Raw genomic sequence first — 20,960 nt, 5'->3', positions numbered from 1 at the left:
ACCTTCCTCGGATCCGTTCCGTCATGGGGGATGACGGGCCCGAACGGGCTCGGGTAACCGATTTCTCTGCGGCAACGCAGCCCGACAGACACAGGGGCCACCCCATGCTGACCAATGTCATGTACGTGACGCTGTACGTCACCGACCAGGACCGTGCGCTGCGGTTCTACACCGAGCAGCTCGGCCTGCAAAAGCGCATCGACTTCCCGAACCCGGGAGGACGTTTCCTCACCGTGGGCGTCCCCGGCAGCCCCGTCGAGCTCCTGCTGTGGGCGCACGCCCCGGCGGCCGGCCAGCCGGCCGAGCCGGGTGCGACGCCCGGCCCGGTCATCCTCGAGTCGGACGACCTGCGCGCGGACTTCACGTTGCTCCGCGACCGCGGTGTGACGTTCGACGAGCCGGAGCCCGTGACTATGGATTCGGCGTCCGCATCGAGACGGCGGACCCGGACGGGAACCGTATCTCCCTGCGCCAGCGCCCCCGCGCAGGCCGTGACGACACCTGACCGGCCATGGACCGGACCGGTGTGGCAGGGCACCCTGGCAGGCCCTGCCACACCGGCCGGGGCCCTGCGGCGCTCGTCCCGGTTGCCACGCGGGCGATCGAGGTCACCGCAGTCGAACGCGGCGGCGGCCTGTGCTGCCCCCGCGCGGTCCGCGCAGTTCGGCCGGCCAGGGCGAGGCCACGCCTGGGTCGCCCGGCACGGGCCCTCACCGGGTTCCCCCTGGCCGGGACACCGAGGTTCCTGATCCTCGCTTCCGATGCCCCGCTGGGAGCGGTACCGGCCGTCTTCGCGGTCGGTGGGTTCGGCGCCGGCTTCGTCAACCCCGTGCCGGCGGCCGTCCTCGTCGAGCGGGTGCCGCCGACTGGCCGACTGCGCCGGCTCCGGCACCCGGATGGAACACCTCCTCAGCGTCACGCGACCGAACCGACCTCGGGCCGCTGGCTCCCCCCTCCCCCTGGACGACCGCGACCCCCACCCCGACCGGGCCGCCGCCCCGTCCTGGCAGGCCGAGGCCGCCCGGACGCCGTCGACGCGTTCGGGCACGACATGGACCTGGCTGACCTCGGCGGGGTGTACTTCTTCGTCTGCCGCAGCTGCGCGGACACCACCGCTACGACTGCTGAACCCGCTCCGGCAGCCCGTACGGCGGCCACCGACAACGGCCGCTCGGCGAGCGTCTGACAGACTCCGCGGCATGGGAATCCACAAGAGGGCCGAGAAGGCGGAGAGTGCTGGTCAGGGCGGGGAGCGAGACGACCTGACGCTGCTGGTGCTCCAGGGCGAGGAGATGATCGAGCGGTCGGGTCGTGCCCACACGTCCTGGGGGCTCGGATCGGCGGACCGCTGGGGGCTGGACCAGACCACCGGCGTCATCACCTGGACCTTCCCCGACAAGACGGCGACGGCGCCCGCACAGATCCTCGGCAGCTTCAGCCCCGGCTCGGGTTCATGGCTCTGGGCATGGGCCAACAAGAGCATCCTCCCCGGCATGAGCCGCGACGCCCGACGCTTCCGGGCCTGGGCCGAAGCCCACGGGCACGACGACCTTTCCCAGCCCGAGATCGACGCCGACGAGCGGGCCGCTGCGGCGCTCGTGGCGCTGGCCGTCCGCGTCACCGGTGCGACCGGCTACTACAAGGGGCCGGGAGGCGGTTCCTCCGTGATCATCACGTTCGGCCCGGTCACCCTGACCCGCGCGGACGGCGGCGTCTCCACCTTCACCGCCGAGACCGGTACCGGCACCAACGCAGACGCCGACACCCACACCGACGACCAGCGGCGGGCACGGACATGACAGCATGCGGCCATGCCACCCCTGCACCCCGACGGTGACCACGCGGTCTCCGCGATGTACTCCGTAGCCGACGACGCCTGGTACCTGGAACTGCAGCGCGCCGCCGGGCAGGAGCACCTGGCGACCGCGATCGTCCCCGACGAAGACCCCGCGCGGGAGCCGACCGTGCACTTCCACCCTGGCGGTGGGCGCACAGACGTCCCGTACGAGGTGATGCGCTGGTTCATGGACCATGTCGACGAGCGGATCCGCCTGTTCCGCGGCTGGATGGGGCTGAGGCCCGAGCTGGTCGAGGTCATCCACCGACTGCGCCAGGAGTACCTGGGCCTCATCGCCGACGAGGACTTCCCGCACGTCCTGGCCGAGATGCGCGCCGCAATCCCCGAAGCGGACCTCCCCGCCGTCCTGGACGCGGCCTTCGGCCGCAACCCCGACGGCACCAGCGTGGACGCCCTGGGGGAGGAGCCCTGACCACGCCCGGAGGTCCTCGATGCGGAACGGCTTCCCTCACTCACCGTTGTTTTCTGTGGAGATGGGCGCCCCCTTCCCAAGGGCCGCGCTTGTGCCTATGGCGGGCGCTCGGAACGCCACCCTAGGATCACCGGCGGACCGCTCCACCTGTACGAGTGCGTTCGGCACGGCCTCACGGCCGCACGGCGTTCCGACGCCGGGACAGCGGTGCGGTCCCCGTAGCCGGGGGCTTCCGGTCCCCTGAATCTCACGCTCCGTATCTTTCGACGGACGGGAGCGACGGACGGGACGGGCGGGAACCCCGGGTCAGCGACCAGCCAAGAGGGGGAACCAACCCGTGGTGTGGACCCAGTTCACGACCGCCCATCTCCAGGGGGCACAGCGATACGAGAGCTGGGAGTCGATGGCCTCCCAGTCCCTGTTCCGCTCCCGGTTCACCGGTCCCCACCTGCACGACTTCCTCGCCAGATCCAGCGCCCTGGACCTCGGGAACCTCCAGACGTTCGCGCAGAGCCTGCCGCCCCTGGAAGCCAACCGGCCCCCCGCCCTCATCCGGCAGGCCGACCCCGAGGTCGTCCACCTCTGGCTGACCCGCCGGGGTCTGCTCGGCCTCAGCCAGTCCGGCCGCGACGTCATGGCCGGCGAAGGCGACTTCGTCCTCTACGACTCCTCGCGGCCCTGCCGCGGCTTCGCCAAGGCCCCCGACGGCCAGGACATCGCCGGAGTCATCGTGCAGGTGCCGCGCGCCCTGCTGCCCCTCCACCCCAACACCCTGGACGCCCTGACCATCACCCGCATCCCGGGGAACACCGCAATCGGAACGCTCTTACGCACGTACCTGACCGACCTCATGGCCCACGCCCCGTCCTACGGCAAGGCCGACGCCCCGAGACTGGGTTCGGCCACCCTCGACCTGCTCACCGTCCTGCTGGCCCGGACGGCCCGCGACGGGCGGTGCCTCACCCTCGAAGCGCGGCACACCGCCCTGCGGGCGCGCATCGGTCACTTCATCCAGCAGCGGCTGGCCGAGCCCGACCTCACGCCCGCGTCGATCGCCGCCGCCCACCGGATCTCCGTGCGCTACCTCCACAAGCTCTACCAGGACGACCGCATGACCGTCTCCGCCCTGATCCGGCACACCCGCCTGGAACGCATCCGCCGCGATCTGAGCGACCCGCGACTGGGCGCACGCTGCGTCAGCGCGATCGCCGCCCGCTGGGGATTCCCGGAACCGGCCCACTTCAGCCGCGCCTTCCGCTCCGCCTACGGGGTCACCCCCAGCGAATACCGCCGCCACGCCCTGCCGGAGCGGGTCGTGCACTGACCGTCAAGGCCCGTGCACAGCAGCTCAATCCGTACGGACCCGCCCCTGCGAGGCTGCTCCCGTCAAGCCAGGCCAATGACCTCAAGGAGTCTGACATGCGGGTTTCCGGCAAGCGGATCGCCCTCGGTGCTGCTGCCCTGTCCTCTGCTCTCGTCATCGGGATCGCCGGCACGGCGAGCGCGGCCGTCGGCTTCCACGCGGTCTCCACGTCCGGCAAGAGCGAGATCGGCGGGAACTACGAGTACAAGTACGCGGGCCAGGCCGACACGGACAACCCGCGGGGCGGCGGCAAGAGCCTCTACGACGGCAAGTTCACGAACGCCTCGGCCACGGACCGGGTCGGCGGCGACGAAGTCGAGGCGGTGCTGGCGCTGGCGTACGACGAGTACAAGAACGGCGTCTGGAGCCACAAGACCAACGTCGTCGCGGTCGTCAACGGGACCCGGACCTGGACGTTCGCCAAGAAGGCCAACGTGAAGGCGTACGCCTGCGACCGCGCCGTCAACACCACCAGGCTCCTCAACTGCAAGGCCGCCTGGTAACCCCCACCCCGCGGGGTCCGGCCCCCTCCGGACCCCGCGGCGTGCGCGGGAACTCGACGCGGTGGAGGCAGGGTTCGGCTCAGCCTTCTCGGCGGACCACAGGGTCTTCCTCGCGGGGCGGACTGCCGCACGGTACGCGTAGCCGGCCCGACTGGCGCAACGGCGTCTCCGACGGAGCGCGTAGACGATCCCGACCGGCCGGACGGCGCGTCCCCACGCGGGCGCCATGCCGTAGTCCGGCAGGTAGCGGGGGACGATGTTGACGGTCCCGCCATCGCGGAGGCTCCGGCGAACCACGGGATCAAGATGGTGCTGATGTCGTCACACCGGTCTCGAAGGCCCGAGCACCAGCAGCGGGCAGGCGAGCAGCGCCGGGCCCAGCAGGTCCCCTCGACGGCCGCCGGCCCCACCGGCTGCACCTGGTGCCGCAGCACCCACCGCCCGAGCCCGCCCGACGGCTGGGGCCGAAGGGCAGGGCTGTCCACCACCTCGGGCATACCCGTGTGATCCGCGTCCCTCATGTCCCCCCTCAACCTTGCCGGCCTGCTCACATCACGTCACGGCCACGAGCGCGGGGGGCCTCACGGCGATCACCGGGTACGGGCCCGCCGCCGACGCGGCCCCGCAACGAACGAACCAGGCCTCAGCGGGACCGGGCGGCATCCCCGGCCCGGATCACCGCCCGGGCGGGACGTCAGCCGGCGGAGGGAACCGCCGACTCAAGGCCCCGTGCGGCGACGAGCCGGGCGCTGCCGTCGGCCAGGCGGTAGGAGAGGCCCACCACGGCGAGGCGGCCGTCGGCGACCCGGTCGGCCAGGATGCGGGAGCGGTCCAGCAGCAGGTCCACGGTGTGCTCGATGTGCTCGGCCAGGATCTCCTCGGCGCTCTCGCGTCCGGCGGCGCGGGCCGCCAGCACGCTGGGGGTCACCCGTTCGACCACGTCGCGGACGAAGCCGCCCGGCGTCTGCCCGTCCTGCAGGGCGGAACAGGCGGCGGCGACGGCGCCACACGAGTCGTGGCCCAGGACGACGACCAGCGGGGCGTTGAGGACAGCCGCCCCGAATTCGATGGAACCCAGTACTTCCGTCCCGGCGACGTGGCCGGCGGTGCGGACCACGAACAGGTCGCCCAGGCCGCGGTCGAAGATGATCTCGGCGGCCAGCCGGGAGTCGGAGCAGCCGAACAGCACGGCGAAGGGCTGCTGGGACGGTGCGGTCTCGGTGCGGCGCGTGGCGTCCTGATTGGGGTGCTCGGGGGTGCCGGAGACAAAGCGCTGGTTGCCGGCCATGAGCAGTTCGAAGGCGTCGAGGGGCGTCGGCGAAAGAATCTCGGTCATGACTGCAGACTACGGCGGGCTCGTACAATCGCTCGACCGGGCCTCCCTTGCGCGCCTTCCGCCAAGCGCCTCCGCTGCTGTCGCTGCAGCACGGCGTACGCAGCACCAGCGGTGACCCGGCGTGACCCGCCTGGGGGTGGCGGCGTGGGGCATTTGGCTGGCAGGGCCTGCGCGGCCATGCGGTGATCGAAGCGCCTTGGCGGGGGGCCGCCGATAGGTGAGAGCCGGCCCGAGGGGCCGGCTCTCCGCCAAGGAGGCCGGGCGGCGCTGGCACCGTGATGGTCGCGCGGTGGCCGGGCCGCCACCCGGCGGGCGATCAGGACCGCAGCGGTGACAGCAGCCGCGCCGAGGGCGTGGAGCCCGGGATGCGGGGCCACGAGGTTCTCCCGTCCTCCCGTCAAGCCGAGGTGAGCCGGATGTCGCCTGTCCGAGGCGGGCGGCGCCGTGAGGGCCGCTTCAGCCGGGCCAGGTTCCCGTCAGACGGCGCGTGGTAGCGGCACCTGCCCGGTCGACGGCGGCCTTGACGACGGCGAAGATCGCGCCCTGCAGGGCGGCGGCGAGCAGGACCTCCTTCCACGTGCGGTCCTCGTCGGTGGCGTCCGGCGCGTCGTCTTCGTGGCCGATCATCTTCCACGCCTGCTTGAAGGCCATGCCCGCGGCCATACCGCTGAGGGCGCCGAGGGCGAGCCCGACAGGCTTGTAGGCGATCTTGGATGCTTTCACTGGTGCCTCCGGCTGCGGCGCAGGAGCAGGAATACCGCCAGCGCTGCGGCGGCGGCCAGCAACGGGGTGCGATTGACCCGGGCCAGGCTGACGACTGTTGCCGCCTTCTCGAGCACGGGTTCCGGCGCCTTCCCGGCGACCAGGTGCCCGGCGTGGGCCGCGCCGTCACGGACCTGGGCCGCGGCGTGGGCTGCTTTGTCGAGGACAGGGTCAGGAGTCTTGTCCTTGATCAGACCGGCGGCCTGGGACGCCTTGTCCCGAACCTGCCCTGCCAGGAGCGCGGCCTGCTCCGCGGCCTGCTCCTTGACCTCGGCTGCTTTCGCTTTGGCCTGGGCCTTGACGTCGGCCTTGCCGGCCAGCGCCTCGATGGTCTGGCCGAGCTGGTCGCGGGTGTGCTCGACCTGCTCGCGCAGCTCTTCCGGCGTCGGTGCGGACCCGTCGCCATGGGACTGGTGGCTCATCGGTGTGCCTTCTCCCTGATCTCGGCCACGTCGGCCTTGATGCTGTCGATGGTCTTCTCAGGGGCGGGACTGCCGGCCCGGGCGACCTGCTTCTTCCCGGCCACGGCCAGGACGGCGGTCACGGCCGCCAGCGCGGCGCCGATGATCAGGGCTGATGCCCACACCGGCAGGACCAGCGCCAGGGCCGCTATCGCGGCAGCGACCAGGGCTTGGGCGGCCAGGACGCCGAGGAGGCCGGCCCCGCCGAACAGGCCGCCGCCCACCCCGTACCTCTTGCCCTTCTGGGTCATCTCCGCGCGGGCCAGCTTCATCTCCTCCCGGACCAGCTCCGAGATCTGCTGCGACGCCCGCGTCACGAGCTCACCTACCGACGACTCGTCGGTGCCGTGGCTCGGACGGCTGCCAATGGCGCTCATTGCCTCTTCACCTTCCTCCGCTCACCAGGGTTCCCCAGGCGCGCATACCCCGCCGCCCGCCCGTCACCCCTCGGGCACGCCTCGTCAGCGCCGGCAGCCGGCCAGGGGCCGGGAGCCGGGGCGGCAGGCGGACCAGGGCCGCAGCCGCCCCGCCGATCACGACGCCGGCCGCCACGTCGGAGGGGTAGTGGGCTCCGCTGTGGACCCGCTGGAGGGCCACCAGCACCGTCGGAACGGCGCACGCGGCCCCGGCCCACGGCCACGACGGCGCCACGGCGGCGGTAAAGGCGACGGCTGCGGCCCTGTGCCCGGAGGGGAACGACGAGCTTTCCGGCCGGTCCGCGACATCACCGTGCGGAATCCACTCGGCGGGCGGCCGGCGCCGCTCGACGAGCTGCTTGGCCACCCCGTTCGACAGCAGTACCGCGACCGCCATGGCCAAGACCCCGGCGGCAGCGGCCCTGCGGCCCCGCCACCCCCCTTTGGCCGCCATCACCAGAGCCGCGGCCCACCACAGCTTCGTGTGCTCGGCCGCCTCCTCCACGGCGGGCAGCAGCCGGCGCGCCGCCGGCGAGTCCCAGGCGGCCACGCGCCGGGTCAGCTGATGATCGTGGCCTTGCAGCCCCGCCGGCACCCTCATCTCCGTCTCGTCTCCCCTCTCGACCACGACCGGCGCTCACTCCACCTGGCGCCGCTCTTCCTCACTCCACGCCCGGGTGTCGCGGGGCTCGACGTAGGGCTCCTCGTCCGCGGGCTGTCCGCCGGCGATCGCGCGCTGGCGGACCAGCTCGGCATCGAACTCCAAGCCCAGCAGGACGGCCAGGTTGGTGATCCACAACCACACCAGGAAGATGATCACGCCCGCGAGGGTGCCGTACGTCTTGTTGTACGAGCCGAAGTTCGCGACGTAGAACGCGAACCCGGCCGAGGCGACCATCCAGATCACCAACGCCAGCAAGCTACCCGGGGTCACCCATCTGAAGCCGCGGCCCTTGGCGTTCGGCGCGGCCCAGTACAACAGGGCGATCATGCCTGTGACCAGGACCAGCAGGACGGGCCACTTCGCGATCGACCACACCGTCATCGCGGTGTCGCCCACCCCCAGCGCCGAGCCCGCCTGCCGGGCCAGACCGCCGGTGAAGACCACGATCAGTGCGCTGGCCACGGCGAGGACCATGAGCACGACGGTCAGTCCCACACGCAGCGGCAGAACCTTCCACACCGGCCGGCCCTCGGGCATGTCGTAGACGGCGTTCGAAGCGCGGATGAACGCGGCCACGTAACCGGAGGCCGACCAGATCGCGACGAGAAGACCCACGATGGCCAGCAGCGAGCCGACTCCGGCGTTGCCCTGCAGCTGCTGCACCGCGTTGCTGATCACGTCCCGCGCGGCGCCGGGGGTGAGCTTCTGCAGGTTGTCCAGGACCTGCTTGGTCGTCGACTCGCCCACGACGCCCAGCAGCGACACCAGGACCAGCAGGGCCGGGAAGAGGGCCAGGACCCCGTAGTAGGTCAGCGCCGCCGCCCGGTCGGCCAGCTCGTCGTCTTTGAACTCCTTCAGCGTGCCGCGCAGCACCGCCTTCCACGAGCGCTTGGGCAGCTCGGAGAGCCGGTCCGGCGCCCGCTCCTCAACCTGCCGGTCCGGACCCGCAGCCTCGCCGGCGGGCCGACGTTCATGCTCGGGCCTGGGTGTGTTCTCGGGTCTCATAGTCGGCGCATTTCCACTTCCGCCCTGCCCATGCCGCCCACGTCGCGGAAGGATCGGCGGGCGACTGGCGCTCGTCGCTCGTACCGCCGTGCTTCGGAGCCCGCGCCGTCGGCATGCCGACGCGAGGCAGGAGGGTCGTCATGGCGAGGAAACAGCGGCGGCTCCCGCCCCCTCACCCCGCGCCGGCGTCCGGTGCACCTCTTCGGACTCGAGGGTGGCGGTGGCCAGTGCCGCCTCGACCCGGCGGTTGCCGGTCATGGTCGCTGTGACGGCGGTCATGGCGAGCAGGAGGCCCGCGGCGGCGTAGAGCGCGGTGCGCACGTCGTAGGCGGTGGCCAGCCAGCCCGCGAGGAACGCGCCGAACGGGGCGGCGCACATGGAGAGCATGCGGGAGGTGGAGGCGACCCGGCCCATCAGGTGGGAGGGGACGATCGCCTGCCTCAGGGAAGGGCCGAGCACCATCGTGGCGCCCATGCCCGCGCCGCAGACGGCGAGCGCGAGGCCGGCGACGTACGCGTTCGGGGCGGCGGCGAGAGCCAGGACGGCGAGCCCCTCGACCGCGGCCGTACAGGTCAACGCGGTTCCGGTGCCGAGGCGCCGGCCGAGGAAGGAGGCGATGCCCGCGCCGAGCAGACCGCCGGTGGCCTCCGCCGTGAGGAGCAGCCCGAAGCCGAGGGAGCCGATGCCGAGACGGTCGTGCGCGAAGAGGGCCAGTACGGTCTCCACCCCGACGAAGGCGATGTTCCCGACCGCCGGACGCAGCGCGAGCCCGAGCAGCAACCTGCTCCGGAACACGTACGTGGCGCCGGCCCGCGCCTGCCGCAGCAGCGACTCCCGGGCCTGCGTTACGGGCCGGGGCGTGGCCGGCAGCGACCGTACGAGCACTGCGCAGACCGCGAACGAGACCGCGTCGGCGAGCAGCGGAACCGCCCGGCCGAGCGCGAGCAGGGCACTGCCCGCGGGCGGCCCGGCGAAGCCGGACGCGGCGGTCTGGGTGCCCCGCAGGCGGGAGTTGGCGCGCTCCAGGAGCGCGGGGTCCCGGCCGAGCAGGTCCGGCAGATAGGCGGTGGCGGCCGTGTCGAAGAAGAGCCCGCCGAGGCCGAGGAGGAAGGCGACGGCCGCGAGCAGCGGAATGCCGAGCACGTCGAGCGCGGCCGCTGCCGCCGTCACCGCGAGGAGCACCGCACGCGCCGCGTCCGTGACCCACATCGTGCGCCGGCGGTCCCACCGGTCCACCAGCGCACCGCCGAGGACCCCGAAGAGCAGCCACGGCAGCGTGCCGGCGGCCGAGACGACGGCGAGCGCCATCGGGTCCCGCGTCAACGCCAGCGCGAGCAGCGGCAGCGCGGCGTGCGACACCCCGTCGCCGAGCGAGGACACCGTCTGGGCGGTCCACAGCCGTCCGAACCCGGCCGGCGTCTTCCGGACGTCCGAGGTCATTCGCCCTCCCTGGCGGCCTGGGCGCGCGACGCCGGATGGAACAGGGCGACGACGAGCGACGTGTCCGGCAGCGACGGGTCGGACAGCGCGCGGTACTCGTCCGCCAGCGCCTCCAGCCGCGCCCCCAGCTCCGCGAACTGCTCGTCGGTGAGCCGCAGGTGCGCCATCCGCACGTGCCGCTCGCCGTCCGCCGGCGCCGCCTCCAGGTCCGCCACCGCATGCCGCATCAGCACGTCCGGCCCTCCCTCGCCCGGATCCGGCAGCACGATCGACCGCGCGGCCATCGCGTAGTACCGCTCGGTCACCCCCCGTACCTTCCGGGTCCGGACCACCTTGACCAGCCCGGCCCGCTCCAGCAGGCGTACGTGGTAGCTGGAACTCCCCTTCGCGAGGCCCACCCGCTCGGCGATCTGCGTGATCGTCGCGGGCTCGAAGCGGAGCACGGCCATGATCCGGTGGCGCGTCAGATTGGAAACGGCACGCAGCTGTTCGTCCGTGGTGACATGAAGCGTCTCGGGAAGATCATCGGTAGGCATGGCTCAATGGTCAACGTTTCTTGACCATTGCGCAAGCCCCTTCTTCCCGGCCAAACCCGGTGGGTTCCCGGCAGCCCAGATGGGGGAGGACCACTGGCGCGCCCTGACGACGCCCTCAGCCGGCCCCCTGCCCGGAAGCCGGCGGTGTGCAGGTGGCGCCCTCGACTCAGAACGGGGGATCGTCGCTGTAGCGGCCGCCGCCCGCCCATTCGCCGTCCCAGGAAGCGCGGGCGGCTCTGAGACGGGCGTAGTGCTCGTGGGCCGCGACGTCGGACGCGTTCTCCAGCCCGCCGGTGTCGTGGCCCCACGCCTTCAGCGCCTCCAACACGCGGTCTCGGTGCCGTCGGTCGGTGCTGGTGGCCAGTAGGCGGCGAGCGTGGTCGGCCAGATCTGCCCGGTGGCGGGTGAGGAGGGGGTGCTCGACGAGGGGAATGGCGGCGACCAGGGCGGCGTGGCGGACGTCGGCGTCGGCATGACCGAGAAAGGGATGCACCGCGGTGAAGAGCGCCGGGCGTGCGTCCCGGAACGCACGCATCTCCTCGTTCTCTTCGAGGAAGCCCTCGGCGAAGAACCGTTCGCCGGAGGCGACGCACTCGTCGTCGGCGTCGTCGGCGGTGTCGCCGAGCCAGTCCAGCAGCTGTACCAGGGTCGTGCGGATCCGTGGCCCGGCGTCGGGGCTGTCGGGCCCCACTGCGAAGGCCGGATGGCCGAGGACCGCCGCGACACAGAGGGCCACCGGGACGGTGGCCTCGTAGACGCTGTTCTGGTGGGTCACCGGCCCCAGCGCATCGTGCAGAGCGGACTCCCTGACGACCGGGTCGGGGTCGGTGAGGAGTGCCAGCGCCGCCGGCAGGGCCTCGCCCGTCCCGCAGGCTGTCGCGAGGGACGCCCAGTCCGTGCCGTCCAGCAGCGTTCGAAGGGGAGGGAGGGCGGCGGGGCGGGGCTGCTCGTTCTGGCTGCCGCTGTGGTTGTGGCTGTGGGTCACGGGCTGAGGCTATTGCGTTGACGAGTCAGCGGGACGACAACGAGGGCCTGACCTGGTACGCACCCCTTCGGACAGGCCGCTTCGCCCGCGCCGGATGACCTGACCGGCGCCGCGATCTGCTCCGCGGTGAGTCGGCCGCCGCCGAAGATGACGCCGAACCTGTTGAGCGGCCAGTCCTCGACCTGGACGACGCGCAGCTGATCGAGTGGCGCGCACAGGGACGGCATCATGCTCCGGCGCCCAGCTCGCCCGGGCCCGCGGTGTCACCCGGCAGACCATGGCCCGAGGCCTTCGCTCCCGAGGAGCACGCACGCCGCACTCCGCGCCCTGCGGGAACGTGCCACCAGCGTGCCGGCCGAGCAGCCCCCCGCCACCGGTAGGCACGCTCCGGTGTTGCGACGACTGCTGACCAGCCGGGGAGTTGTGGTGGGCGGCGCTCGGTGGGGAAAATTCGCTGGGCGCCGCTTGCCGATGGTGGTCATACTGCCGCGATGGATCCAGTGACTCTCGAGACCGACCGTCTGCTGCTGCGTGCCTTCACGTCGGCCGACGTGGATGCGGTGTACGAAGCCTGCCAGGACGAAGACATCCAGTACTACACCCCCGTGCCGGCGCCGTACCGCCGTGCTGACGCGGAGGAGCTCATCGGCGAGAAGCTGCCCGCCCAGTGGGCCGAGGACAAGGACTACACCCTCGGCGCGTTCCGCAAGGACACCGGAGCCCTGGTCGGTTCGTACTGCCTGACCCTGATCAGCCGCGGCGTCTGGGAGCTCGGTTACTGGGCTGTCAAGGAGCAGCGCCGATGCGGGTACTCGGTCGAGGCCGCTCGGGCCCTGTGCGACTGGGGCTGGGCCACGATCGACGTGCACCGCATCGAGTGGTGGGCCATGACCGGGAACACCGGCTCGCGTGCCGTCGCCGAGAAACTCGGCTTCACCGTGGAAGGGACCCTGCGCAATCGCAGCATCGCCAACGATGGCAAGCCGCACGACTGGTGGGTGGGCGGACTGCTGCGGTCCTGACGCTCGGGCTGGTGCGGTCACCGGCTCGGACGGTTGCCGCGGCGGTGGACGGCCGTTCGGCGTCAGATCACCGACGAAGGTGAGGCGCGCCGCCCGGGTGGATCACGCTGCACAGCTGTGCCCGGGTGTCGATCCGGTCATGCCGCTCACTCACAGCGATCCCGTTCTCCAGCGGCGGCCGCCCCGGCCCGGGCGCCCGCCGCCCGTACGCTGCGGCCTGTCAGCGGGCGTGGTGGTGGATTCCCCGCTGGCTGGGGATGCCGCCCAGCCGCGGGGCGGTGCGGCGGTGGGCGGCCCGGTTTCGCCGGCCGGGCACGGGGTTGCGGCGTGCGGGGGCGGTCGGGGCCAGGGCCAGCAGGCCGATGAGGGCGGCGACCGCGACGAGAATGAGGGCGGTGACGAGGGTCATGTTCCTGCCTGCCTTTCGTCGGGCTCGGATATCTGTCGCTACTCATTGTTACCGGAATGGGGGGCGGTAAACACGGTGGGTCATATCCGTTGCTGTGGGGGAGCGTTGACATCGCGGCCCTGCGCCGCCTGCCTCCTCAGTGATCGCGACAGGCCGGGCCATCGGACACCACCGCGAACACACCCCGCGAACGCCGAGATCCCGCGCAGCCTCTCGGTTGAACGGGGTCTCGTGACGAAGCTGGAGAGCCACCGCCGGCGGCGGGGTCAGGCCGCGAACAGCTTGTCCTGCTCGGCCCGCAGCGCGTCGACGAGCCGGCCCGGCGGCAGGATCACGTCCCCGTAGCCGAGCAGGCCTGCTCGCCGAGCGCACCGGGTCTCCGCCACCGGCACCGCGCTCGCCTGGACCCTCTCCCAGCCCTTCCCGGTCGTGGCGCTCATCGGAAGGGTCGCCGGACGGGCAGATCTGCCGGGTCAGCGGACTCCGCGACTTCAGTCAGGACCCCGGCGGAACGCCGCCCGGTAGGCGCTCGGCCGCCGGCCGGTGTGGCGGGCGAAGAGCGCGGCGAAGGTGCCGGGGTCCTGGTATCCGACGGCCGCCGCGACCGCGGCGATCGTGCGGTCGGTGGACTCCAGCAGATGGCGGGCCCGGCGGACCCGGGCGGCCTGGAGATGGAACAGCGGGCTGTGCCCGGTCTCCTCGGCGAAGCGGCGCAGCAGCGTACGGGCGCTGACCTGGAAGACGTCCGCGAGGGCGGCGAGGTCGTACCGCTCGGCGAGGCTCTGGTCGAGCCACCGCATGACCCGCTGGGAGAACTCCCGGCCGGGCTGCGGCAGCAGCCGGGGATCGACGTACGGGGTCTGGGAGGCCCGCGCGTCGTCGAGGAGCGCGACACGGGCGGTGGCCCGGGCCACCCGGGCGCCGTGGTGCCGGCGGATCAGGTCCAGCGTGAAGTCGTACATCGCGCTGAAGGCGGCCGTGGTCGTCACCCCCCTGTCGGTGACGACCAGGTGCTGGGGCTGCACTTCCGCTTCGGGACAGCGCCGGGCCAGTTCCCCGGCGTGCAGCCACGAGGTGGTGGCCCGGCGCCGGTCGAGGAGGCCCGCCTCGGCGAGTAGGAACGCCCCGACGCACAGGGAGACCACGGCGGTGCCGGCGGCGGCCTGCGCCCGGATCGCCGCGGTCTCCGGGGTGAGCCCGCCGAGCAGGGCGTCGAGATCCGTGCCCGGACGCAGCTCGAAGCCGGGGACCACGAGAACGTCGACCTCGCCCAGGGGCCGCACTTCCAGGCTCGCGCCGCCCGAAGCCGTGACCCGGCGGCGGGGCGAGACGACCGTCACCCGGCAGCCGGGCGCGTCCGGCCCGGCCACGTGCCCGGCCATCGTCAACAGGTCCGGCACGCCGAACACTTCGGACGCGAAGCAGCCCGGGTACGCCAGGACGCCGACCCGCAGTTCCCCCGGCCCGTCGCCGCCCGCCGCCGGCTGCCCGTGCTCCGCCCTCACCCGTACCCCCTGCCGCCCCGCACCCCGTACCGCCCTCGCCCAGGATATGGCGAGATCGCCTCCGGCCCTGGCGATCCCGCCCCTCACCCGGCAGCCGGTTCCGCGTCAGGCTGGCCCCATGACCCAAGACGATCCCCTCACCGACTTCATCCGCCGGACCGTGGCCGTGGAGGGGGTGGAGAAGACCGTGTACGCGGCCGGGACCGGCCCCGCGGTCGTGGTGCTGCCCGAGATGCCGGGCATCAGCCCCGACGTCCTGCGGCTCGCGCGGTGGGTGCGGGACGCGGGCTTCACCGTTTACGTGCCCTCCCTCTTCGGGACGGACGGCGCCTTCCCGACGGTCGACGGCGGCCGGGAGGTCGTCCGCCGCGCATGCGTCAGCGCGGAGTTCCGCGCCTTCGCCGGGGGCGGAACCAGCCCGGTGACGCTCTGGCTGCGCGGCCTGGCGCGCCAGGCCCACGCGGAGTGCGGCGGACCGGGGGTGGGGGCGATCGGCCTGTGCTTCACGGGGAACTTCGCCCTCACCATGGCCCTGGAGCCCACCGTGATCGCCCCGGTGGTCAACCACCCGTCCCTGCCGCTCGACGACCCCGGCGGAATCGAACTCGACCCGGCGGACGCCCGAGCGGTACGCGACCGCCTCGACCGCGACGGACTCACCGTCCTCGCCTACCGCTTCGAGGGCGACCGCTGGTGCACAGGGCAACGCTTCGCCGCCTACCGGGCCCTGCTGGGCGACGCCTTCGACGGCCGGGTCCTCCCGGACACCGCAGCCAACCCGGCGCCGCCGCCCTTCTTCGCAGACCTGGTCGGCACGCCGCACAGCGTCGTCACCGCCCACCTCGTCGACGAGGCGGGCCACCCCACGGTCCGGGCCCGCGACGCGATCCTCACCTTCCTCACCGAACGCCTCCACCCGCCCACGTCCCGGCACGCCACCTGACCGGCCCGGCAGGTCCTGACCACCGGCGTGGCAATCCAAGCGCCACTGGGCACCGCAGGGCACGCGTTGCCGGGGATACGTCGCCTTTCGATGATCCGGAGCCATCTCCGTCGGCGCGAGATCCGCGTGACCATTCCTCAGCCGTCCGACCTGATCCGCCATCGTCTGCGGCGCGGCCGCTCCGGCGGCCGCCCGCCCGCTTTTCATGCTGAGGCATACAAGTAGCCCAACATGCCGGCCATCACCTGCCAAGCCGCACTACATCTCGCGAGCATCCACATCTGGCACGCCGCTGACCACGGAGACGGAACGCAGCCGGAGCGAATCACGCGTTACCCGCACTCACCGGTGAGGCAGGCGTGACACAGGCATCGGTCCGGGTGAGGGCCGTACGGCGCCGTCTCGGCTCGGTACTGGCATGCGTACTGCTCCAGCGTCGCGGAGACGTCCGCCGCGTAAGCCGCTGAGACGAACCCACGTGCACGTCGGGCCCCTTGCAGTCGCTCCAAGACCCGCGGCGTGTGGACGAGCTTCGGCCGGAAGCTGTGGAGGTGGCGCGTCGCCATGTCGATGACGATCCACCGCCCGGTGTGTCGCTCGCGTCCCACGGACGTGATCCGATCACCCCCCGGACCCCAGTACGCGTCGGCGACGTACACCTTCGCTCCGCCCTTGAAGCACTTCGTCCCGGGGCGCAGCTCCTGGCCTCCGACCCCGCACCGGCGCCACGCCACGACGTTCGCAGCCACCAACCAGACTGGCTCCAGTTGCGGGCTGTTCGACCGGTCCACGCGCCCCCCTCTTCCAGATCCCCAGCAGGCATCGTAATTCGCCTGCTGCGAGTGCCACCCCGGCGGCTCCGCGCGATCACCCGGCCGACACGTACTCCGCACCGCCGCCCGGCAGGTCCGCCGTCACGGGCGGACCGTGAGGCCGTCCAGGGTGAGGTCGAGTAGGCGCTCCGCTCGCTGTCGGTGTTCCGCACCCGCCGAGGTGAGGGCGATGCCTTCCAGGGCGGCGCCGATGTCGGTGGGCCGGATGTCGGTGCGGATCGCTCCGGCGGCCGTGCAAGCGTCCATGAGTGTGGTGATGGCGGCCTGGATCATTTCCCGGCTGTGCCCGTAAGGATTGCTTCCCGTCGCGGCGATGGCGCGCAGGGCGTCGATCATGCCGTACTTGGCAGTGACGTAGTCGAGGAACAGGCGCGTCCACGCCCGCAGGGCCTCTGCCGGCGGCTTCTCCTCAAGGAGAGCGGGGGCGGCTTCGCACAGGTGGGCCACCTCGTTGCGGTAGACCGCCTCGATCAGGGCCTCCCGGGTGGGGAAATTGCGGTAGAGGGTCGCACTGCCCACGCCTGCCTCCCTGGCGATGCGTTCCAGGTGCGCGTCCAGCCCTTCCGTCGTGAAGACGCGCACAGCGGCCGTGAGGATCTTCTCCCTGTTCCGTCGTGCGTCAGCCCGGAGCGGCCGGTGCGTTCCCTCGGTCATCAGTGCTTGCCATCCCCTCTTCGAGCCTGCGAGCTTGCTAACCGGAGGAGCCCCCACTTAGAGTGGGCTAACTGGGGGCGCCTCCGGTTTCACTGTAGGTCATCGCGCTGAACTGCGCGCACCCCCGAGAGAGGAAGCCGGTCATGTCGGGCATCCAGGGCAAAGTCATCGCGATCACAGGCGCCAGCAGCGGCATTGGTGAGACAACCGCGGCCTACCTCGCCGCAAAAGGCGCCCACGTCGTGCTCGGAGCCCGGCGTGAGGAGCGACTGAACGCCGTCGTGGACGGCATCACGGCGAAGGGCGGCACCGCCACCGGCGTCATCGTCGACGTCACGCGCCGCGAAGACCTCCAGCGGCTGACGGACACGGCCCTCAACCAGTACGGTCGACTCGACGTCCTCGTCTCCAACGCAGGCACGATGGCCGTGTCACCGTTCGACGACCTGCGCCAAGATGACTGGGACGCCATGGTGTCCACCCACATCACCGGCCTGCTCAACGGCATCGGGGCGGCTCTGCCCATCTTCCGCCGGCAGCGCTTCGGCCAGTTCGTCAACGTCGGCTCCACCGCGGCCTATGTCGTCAAATCCCCCCAGGCGGTCTATGCGGCCACCAAAACGGCGGTGAAGGTGCTTACCGAGGGCCTACGCCAGGAGTCGGGACCCGACCTGCGCGTCACACTCGTCTCACCCGGCTTCACCCATACCGAGGGCATCGGCAAGGGAGCCAGCCCTGAAGCCGCGGCCGCGATGACCCGGCAGCGGGACGAGATCGCCATGCCGCCCTCGGCCATTGCCTCCGCCATCGGCTACGCCATCGAACAACCCGACGGCGTCGACGTCAGCGAGATCGTCGTGCGCCCCACCGTGCAGGCCTGACAGCGCAGGTCCCCGCTCTGCTCCTCGAGGTAGTCGTGGTCGAGGAGCCCGGATCCGGCGTTGGCGCGGATGCGGAGCCGGGCGGGACCGTGGGGGGGCATCAGCAACCGGGCGGGGTCGTCGGTGGGTCCGATGGCCTTGACGTGGGCGACGGCCCAGGCGGGATCCGGGGACGCATTCGCGGGACATCAGGCCCTTGGCGATCAAACGGTCGACCAGGCGCGAGACCGCGCCGGCGTCGACGCCGCCGTTGCGGGCCACCTCGCGGGTGGTACTGGCGTCCCCGCGGGAGACGGTGATCAGGACCGCCCACTGGGCGACGGTCACCCCGTGCTCCGGGAGTTGTCCCTCGAAGCGGTCGTGGACCTCGTCGCAGAGCCGCCGCAGTCAGTACCCGAGGTGGTCGCCAAGACCTGGCCTCCCGCGCCTCCCCCCGCCTCCCATACCGGCCCGCATGTGATCCAGGCCACATCGCTGGGAGCGATGAGTTCGCCACCTCCCGTCGGTCATATGCAGCGACACCACCGAAACGAGGAAGGCTTCGCCATGACCGACATGCTCACCGCTCCCCGCCGGCTCGTCTCCGCTGCGCCCGGGAGGCGATCGGCGGTGCGGCGGACCGCAGCCGGCGCTGTGGTGGCGGGGCCGCTGTTCCTGGCGGCCGGGCTGGCCCAGGGCCTCGCGCGGGCCGGCTTCGACTTCACGCGGAACGCGATCAGCCAGCTCGCCCTCGGCGAGGCCGGCTGGATCCAGACGGCGAACTTCGTGCTCACCGGCGCACTGCTGATCGCCGGCGCGGCCGGCCTGCGGCAGACCCTTCGCGGCGGCCCCGGCGGCACGTGGGGAGCCGCCCTGGTCGGGGTCTTCGGCGTCTCCTTCTGGCTCGCGGCCGCTTTCCCGGCCGACCCCGGGGCGGGTTTCCCGGCAGGGGCACCCGAGGCGACGGTGATGAGCGGCCACGGCGCCGTCCACATGTTCGGCGGAATGGTCGGCTACCTCGCCCTGTGCGCCGCGTTCCTCGTTCTGGCCCGTCCGCTCGCGGCCCGGGGTCTGCGGGGCTGGGCCATGGCGTCCCGCGTCGCCCCCGTGGCCGTTCTCGCCGGATTCGCGGCCTCGGCCGCCTCGGTCCTCGCGTTCACCGTCGGGGCCGGCCTCGGTCTGCTGTGGCTGAGCGCGGTGACGGCACGCCTGGCCAGTGCCCCGTCCGGCCGCTGACCGACCACCGCTCCGACCGCCAACACGACACGAAACGGAGACGCACATGGCCGACGCCGCGAAACGTCCTGCCGGGTCCGATCGCTGAACGAAAGGGCCCTCGCCCACCCCTCACCGAGGACACCGGCAAGTGATCAGGCCGGGACGCCGAGGTCCGACTCGACGCTCAGCCGATCCGGCAGGCCGAACAGAGGGAAGAGCCGCGCAGTGTCACGGTAAGCCGTGATGCTCGCGATCCGGTCCCCGGAGAACTCGACGACCTGAAGCGCCCAGGGCTCGTAGCCGCTTCCGTCGGCACGGGGGCGGTACTGCCCGAAGGCAGGAGAGCCGTTCGCCACGGTGGGGACGAGCCGGGATCCGCGACAGCCGACGGCCGGGCCGGTCAGCCATGCACCGATGTCGCCCACTCCGCGCATCCACTTCGCGTACGGCGGCAGGGACAAGGTGGCGTCGACGTGTAGCAGGAGGTTCAGCTCCTCCATGTCGTACCGGGAGAACGCCGCCGCGTACCGCTCGGCCAGGATCCGCCGGACGCCCTCGGGCGCCGGCCCGGCCGGGCCGCCGACTTCCGCCCTGCGGTCGGCGAGGGTGGCACGGGCCCGCTGGAGGACGCTGTTGACGGAGGCGACGGTGGAGCCGTGCAGGTCCGCGACCTCGCGGGCCGAAAACCCCACAACCTCCCGAAGGATCAACGTCGCCCGCTGCCTGGGCGGCAGGTGCTGCAGCGCGGCGACGAACGCCAGCCGCACCGACTCGGCGGCCTCCGCCGCGTACCCCGGGTCCGTCCCGGGCAGGGGACCGACCCACATCACGTCGTCCTCCGGCACACCCGGCGGCGTGGCACCGTCCGCCGGCCCGGACAGGTCCACCGGCAACGCCCGCCGCTTCCCCGCGGCGAGCGCGTCCAGGCATACGTTGGTGGCGATGCGGTACACCCACGAACGGACCGACGACCTCCCCTCGAACCCGTCACCGCCCCGCCACGCCCGGACCAGCGCCTCCTGTACGGCGTCCTCGGCCTCCGCGTACGACCCCAGCATCCGGTAGCAGTAGCGGATCAACTCTCCCCGGTACGCCTCCAGTCCATCCGCCACCCTCGAACCCGCCCCCGTGCCCCTCACGCCATACCCCCATCCTCAGCCCCCAGCGCACCGGGAAGGATACGTTCCCCGTCGACCGGCAGCAGATCGCGGTGCTGGTCAAGGGCCGCTGGCCCTCGCTCCGGTCGAAGACCGAGGCCAGCACCGGGACGACCTCGGACGCCTCACCGGTGATCCGCCACAGGGCGAGCGCCAAGGCGAGGTCGGCGTCGATCTCCGCCGTGGTGTCGCGGTCGATCGTGCGACCGAGCGCCGCCCGCAGAGCCGGGACGAGGCGGGCGGCCGCCGCGCCGAGATCGGCCAGGGCGTTGGCGCCCTCGACGCAGCCACCCACGTCGGCGGCGAGCGCCGCCTCGGCGGCGGCGAACAGCGGCTCGGTCTCGCCGGTCAGCTCGTGCAGAGCCTGCGCCACGAGCAGCTCCCCGGCGCCGGACCGAAGGGCATCGGCGGCCCGCTCGCGCTGCTCCGGCCCTGTGCCTGCGACGGCGACGGCGGTGATCGCGGTGGCGGCGTAGTGGAACTGGGGCAGGACGGCGCAGAGTTCGGGCAGGGCCTCGACGGCGCGAGGGCCCCACAGCCGCAGCAGGTGGACCAGCCCGGCGGTGTCGTTGTGGTGGTCGGTCGCCGGGGCAACCGCAGTTCCTTGCGTCCCCCGGG

24 protein-coding genes and 3 pseudogenes are annotated in these 20,960 nt (G+C 72.4%); 12 read left to right on the top strand and 15 right to left on the bottom strand.

Annotated features, from left to right (window positions below):
• The first annotated feature begins 23 nt into the window (after positions 1 to 23).
• From SSNG_RS43300 to SSNG_RS00420, 7 genes and pseudogenes are all read left to right on the top strand, one after another.
• On the top strand, positions 24 to 749 hold the full coding sequence (locus SSNG_RS43300) for a VOC family protein (RefSeq protein WP_347232435.1): 726 nt from the start codon (positions 24 to 26) through the stop codon (positions 747 to 749).
• Positions 710 to 862: pseudogene (locus SSNG_RS43295) on the top strand (MFS transporter); the annotation flags it as partial. The gene SSNG_RS43300 and the pseudogene SSNG_RS43295, both read left to right, overlap by 40 nt.
• 189 nt (positions 863 to 1,051) lie before the next feature.
• Entirely contained in the window at positions 1,052 to 1,186 is a 135-nt protein-coding gene (locus tag SSNG_RS44680; protein WP_277752171.1) for a hypothetical protein, read from the top strand.
• Between the two features lie 13 nt (positions 1,187 to 1,199).
• Positions 1,200 to 1,799, top strand: a complete 600-nt coding sequence (locus SSNG_RS00435; RefSeq protein WP_007261795.1) for a DUF6882 domain-containing protein — start codon at positions 1,200 to 1,202, stop codon at positions 1,797 to 1,799.
• A 12-nt stretch (positions 1,800 to 1,811) separates the two neighbouring features.
• The gene (locus SSNG_RS00430) at positions 1,812 to 2,270 is read left to right on the top strand and encodes a hypothetical protein (protein ID WP_007261794.1); all 459 of its coding nucleotides are present in this window, start codon (positions 1,812 to 1,814) and stop codon (positions 2,268 to 2,270) included.
• A gap of 337 nt (positions 2,271 to 2,607) precedes the next feature.
• Entirely contained in the window at positions 2,608 to 3,594 is a 987-nt protein-coding gene (locus SSNG_RS00425; protein ID WP_007261793.1) for a helix-turn-helix domain-containing protein, read from the top strand.
• Positions 3,595 to 3,689: 95 nt separating this feature from the next.
• Positions 3,690 to 4,136, top strand: coding sequence for a hypothetical protein (locus SSNG_RS00420; RefSeq protein WP_007261792.1), 447 nt, complete (start codon positions 3,690 to 3,692; stop codon positions 4,134 to 4,136).
• Positions 4,137 to 4,830: 694 nt separating this feature from the next.
• Here the strand turns inward: SSNG_RS00420 and SSNG_RS00415 are convergent.
• The 9 genes from SSNG_RS00415 to SSNG_RS00375 all read right to left on the bottom strand — a co-directional run bounded on the left by SSNG_RS00415 (position 4,831) and on the right by SSNG_RS00375 (position 11,741).
• A complete protein-coding gene (locus SSNG_RS00415; protein ID WP_007261791.1) occupies positions 4,831 to 5,472 on the bottom strand; it encodes a carbonic anhydrase in 642 nt (213 codons plus the stop codon).
• 456 nt (positions 5,473 to 5,928) lie between these two features.
• A complete protein-coding gene (locus SSNG_RS00410) occupies positions 5,929 to 6,195 on the bottom strand; it encodes a DUF4235 domain-containing protein (RefSeq protein WP_007261790.1) in 267 nt (88 codons plus the stop codon).
• The gene (locus tag SSNG_RS00405) at positions 6,192 to 6,656 is read right to left on the bottom strand and encodes a DUF3618 domain-containing protein (RefSeq protein WP_007261789.1); all 465 of its coding nucleotides are present in this window, start codon (positions 6,654 to 6,656) and stop codon (positions 6,192 to 6,194) included. The genes SSNG_RS00410 and SSNG_RS00405 overlap by 4 nt, the downstream gene beginning before the upstream one ends.
• Positions 6,653 to 7,072: a phage holin family protein gene (locus tag SSNG_RS00400; protein ID WP_007261788.1), complete on the bottom strand. Its 420-nt coding sequence runs from the start codon at positions 7,070 to 7,072 to the stop codon at positions 6,653 to 6,655. Before SSNG_RS00400 ends, SSNG_RS00405 begins: the two co-directional genes overlap by 4 nt.
• Positions 7,073 to 7,079: 7 nt before the next feature.
• Positions 7,080 to 7,739, bottom strand: coding sequence for a phosphatase PAP2 family protein (locus SSNG_RS00395; RefSeq protein WP_241694952.1), 660 nt, complete (start codon positions 7,737 to 7,739; stop codon positions 7,080 to 7,082).
• 9 nt (positions 7,740 to 7,748) lie between these two features.
• Positions 7,749 to 8,780, bottom strand: a complete 1,032-nt coding sequence (locus tag SSNG_RS00390) for a YihY/virulence factor BrkB family protein (RefSeq protein WP_007261786.1) — start codon at positions 8,778 to 8,780, stop codon at positions 7,749 to 7,751.
• Positions 8,781 to 8,918: 138 nt separating this feature from the next.
• Positions 8,919 to 10,220: an MFS transporter gene (locus SSNG_RS00385; protein WP_007261785.1), complete on the bottom strand. Its 1,302-nt coding sequence runs from the start codon at positions 10,218 to 10,220 to the stop codon at positions 8,919 to 8,921.
• On the bottom strand, positions 10,217 to 10,756 hold the full coding sequence (locus SSNG_RS00380; RefSeq protein WP_007261784.1) for a winged helix-turn-helix domain-containing protein: 540 nt from the start codon (positions 10,754 to 10,756) through the stop codon (positions 10,217 to 10,219). Before SSNG_RS00380 ends, SSNG_RS00385 begins: the two co-directional genes overlap by 4 nt.
• Positions 10,757 to 10,922: 166 nt before the next feature.
• On the bottom strand, positions 10,923 to 11,741 hold the full coding sequence (locus SSNG_RS00375; RefSeq protein ID WP_007261783.1) for a hypothetical protein: 819 nt from the start codon (positions 11,739 to 11,741) through the stop codon (positions 10,923 to 10,925).
• A 491-nt stretch (positions 11,742 to 12,232) separates the two neighbouring features.
• Between SSNG_RS00375 and SSNG_RS00365 the strand changes: the two genes are divergently transcribed.
• Positions 12,233 to 12,763, top strand: a complete 531-nt coding sequence (locus tag SSNG_RS00365) for a GNAT family protein (RefSeq protein ID WP_042800322.1) — start codon at positions 12,233 to 12,235, stop codon at positions 12,761 to 12,763.
• Between the two features lie 220 nt (positions 12,764 to 12,983).
• Here SSNG_RS00365 and SSNG_RS00360 read toward each other — a convergent pair whose 3' ends face one another.
• The 3 genes from SSNG_RS00360 to SSNG_RS00355 all read right to left on the bottom strand — a co-directional run bounded on the left by SSNG_RS00360 (position 12,984) and on the right by SSNG_RS00355 (position 14,677).
• The gene (locus SSNG_RS00360; protein ID WP_007261780.1) at positions 12,984 to 13,172 is read right to left on the bottom strand and encodes a hypothetical protein; all 189 of its coding nucleotides are present in this window, start codon (positions 13,170 to 13,172) and stop codon (positions 12,984 to 12,986) included.
• 266 nt (positions 13,173 to 13,438) lie between these two features.
• Positions 13,439 to 13,612 carry a hypothetical protein gene (locus tag SSNG_RS41590; RefSeq protein ID WP_165364946.1) on the bottom strand — a complete coding sequence of 58 codons (174 nt, stop codon included), beginning with the start codon at positions 13,610 to 13,612 and terminating at the stop codon, positions 13,439 to 13,441.
• A gap of 51 nt (positions 13,613 to 13,663) precedes the next feature.
• Complete coding sequence (locus SSNG_RS00355; protein WP_165364951.1) at positions 13,664 to 14,677, bottom strand: helix-turn-helix domain-containing protein; 1,014 nt, start codon at positions 14,675 to 14,677, stop codon at positions 13,664 to 13,666.
• Between the two features lie 118 nt (positions 14,678 to 14,795).
• On the opposite strand from SSNG_RS00355, the gene SSNG_RS00350 reads away from it, so the two are divergent.
• Positions 14,796 to 15,620 carry a dienelactone hydrolase family protein gene (locus tag SSNG_RS00350; RefSeq protein WP_007261778.1) on the top strand — a complete coding sequence of 275 codons (825 nt, stop codon included), beginning with the start codon at positions 14,796 to 14,798 and terminating at the stop codon, positions 15,618 to 15,620.
• A gap of 93 nt (positions 15,621 to 15,713) precedes the next feature.
• A pseudogene (locus SSNG_RS43290) lies at positions 15,714 to 15,983 on the top strand (hypothetical protein); the annotation flags it as partial.
• Positions 15,984 to 16,534: 551 nt separating this feature from the next.
• On the opposite strand, the gene SSNG_RS00340 reads toward SSNG_RS43290, so the two are convergent.
• Positions 16,535 to 17,107 (bottom strand): TetR/AcrR family transcriptional regulator, encoded by a 573-nt coding sequence (locus SSNG_RS00340; protein ID WP_128636808.1) that lies wholly within the window; start codon positions 17,105 to 17,107, stop codon positions 16,535 to 16,537.
• Between the two features lie 143 nt (positions 17,108 to 17,250).
• Here SSNG_RS00340 and SSNG_RS00335 point away from each other — a divergent pair, with 143 nt between their 5' ends.
• A complete protein-coding gene (locus SSNG_RS00335; RefSeq protein WP_007261775.1) occupies positions 17,251 to 17,988 on the top strand; it encodes an SDR family oxidoreductase in 738 nt (245 codons plus the stop codon).
• Positions 17,989 to 18,534: 546 nt separating this feature from the next.
• Positions 18,535 to 19,203 (top strand): DUF998 domain-containing protein, encoded by a 669-nt coding sequence (locus SSNG_RS00330; protein WP_042800321.1) that lies wholly within the window; start codon positions 18,535 to 18,537, stop codon positions 19,201 to 19,203.
• Between the two features lie 134 nt (positions 19,204 to 19,337).
• On the opposite strand, the gene SSNG_RS00325 is transcribed toward SSNG_RS00330, so the two are convergent.
• Positions 19,338 to 20,243, bottom strand: coding sequence for a sigma-70 family RNA polymerase sigma factor (locus tag SSNG_RS00325; protein ID WP_241695190.1), 906 nt, complete (start codon positions 20,241 to 20,243; stop codon positions 19,338 to 19,340).
• Positions 20,173 to 20,960: pseudogene (locus tag SSNG_RS43285) on the bottom strand (hypothetical protein); the annotation flags it as partial. The gene SSNG_RS00325 and the pseudogene SSNG_RS43285, both read right to left, overlap by 71 nt.

Origin of the sequence: Streptomyces sp. C (assembly GCF_000158895.1) — a bacterium.
GTDB lineage: Bacteria > Actinomycetota > Actinomycetes > Streptomycetales > Streptomycetaceae > Streptomyces > Streptomyces racemochromogenes.
Note: the sequence above shows the minus strand (reverse complement) of the source record. Positions and strands in the feature narration are given on the sequence as shown.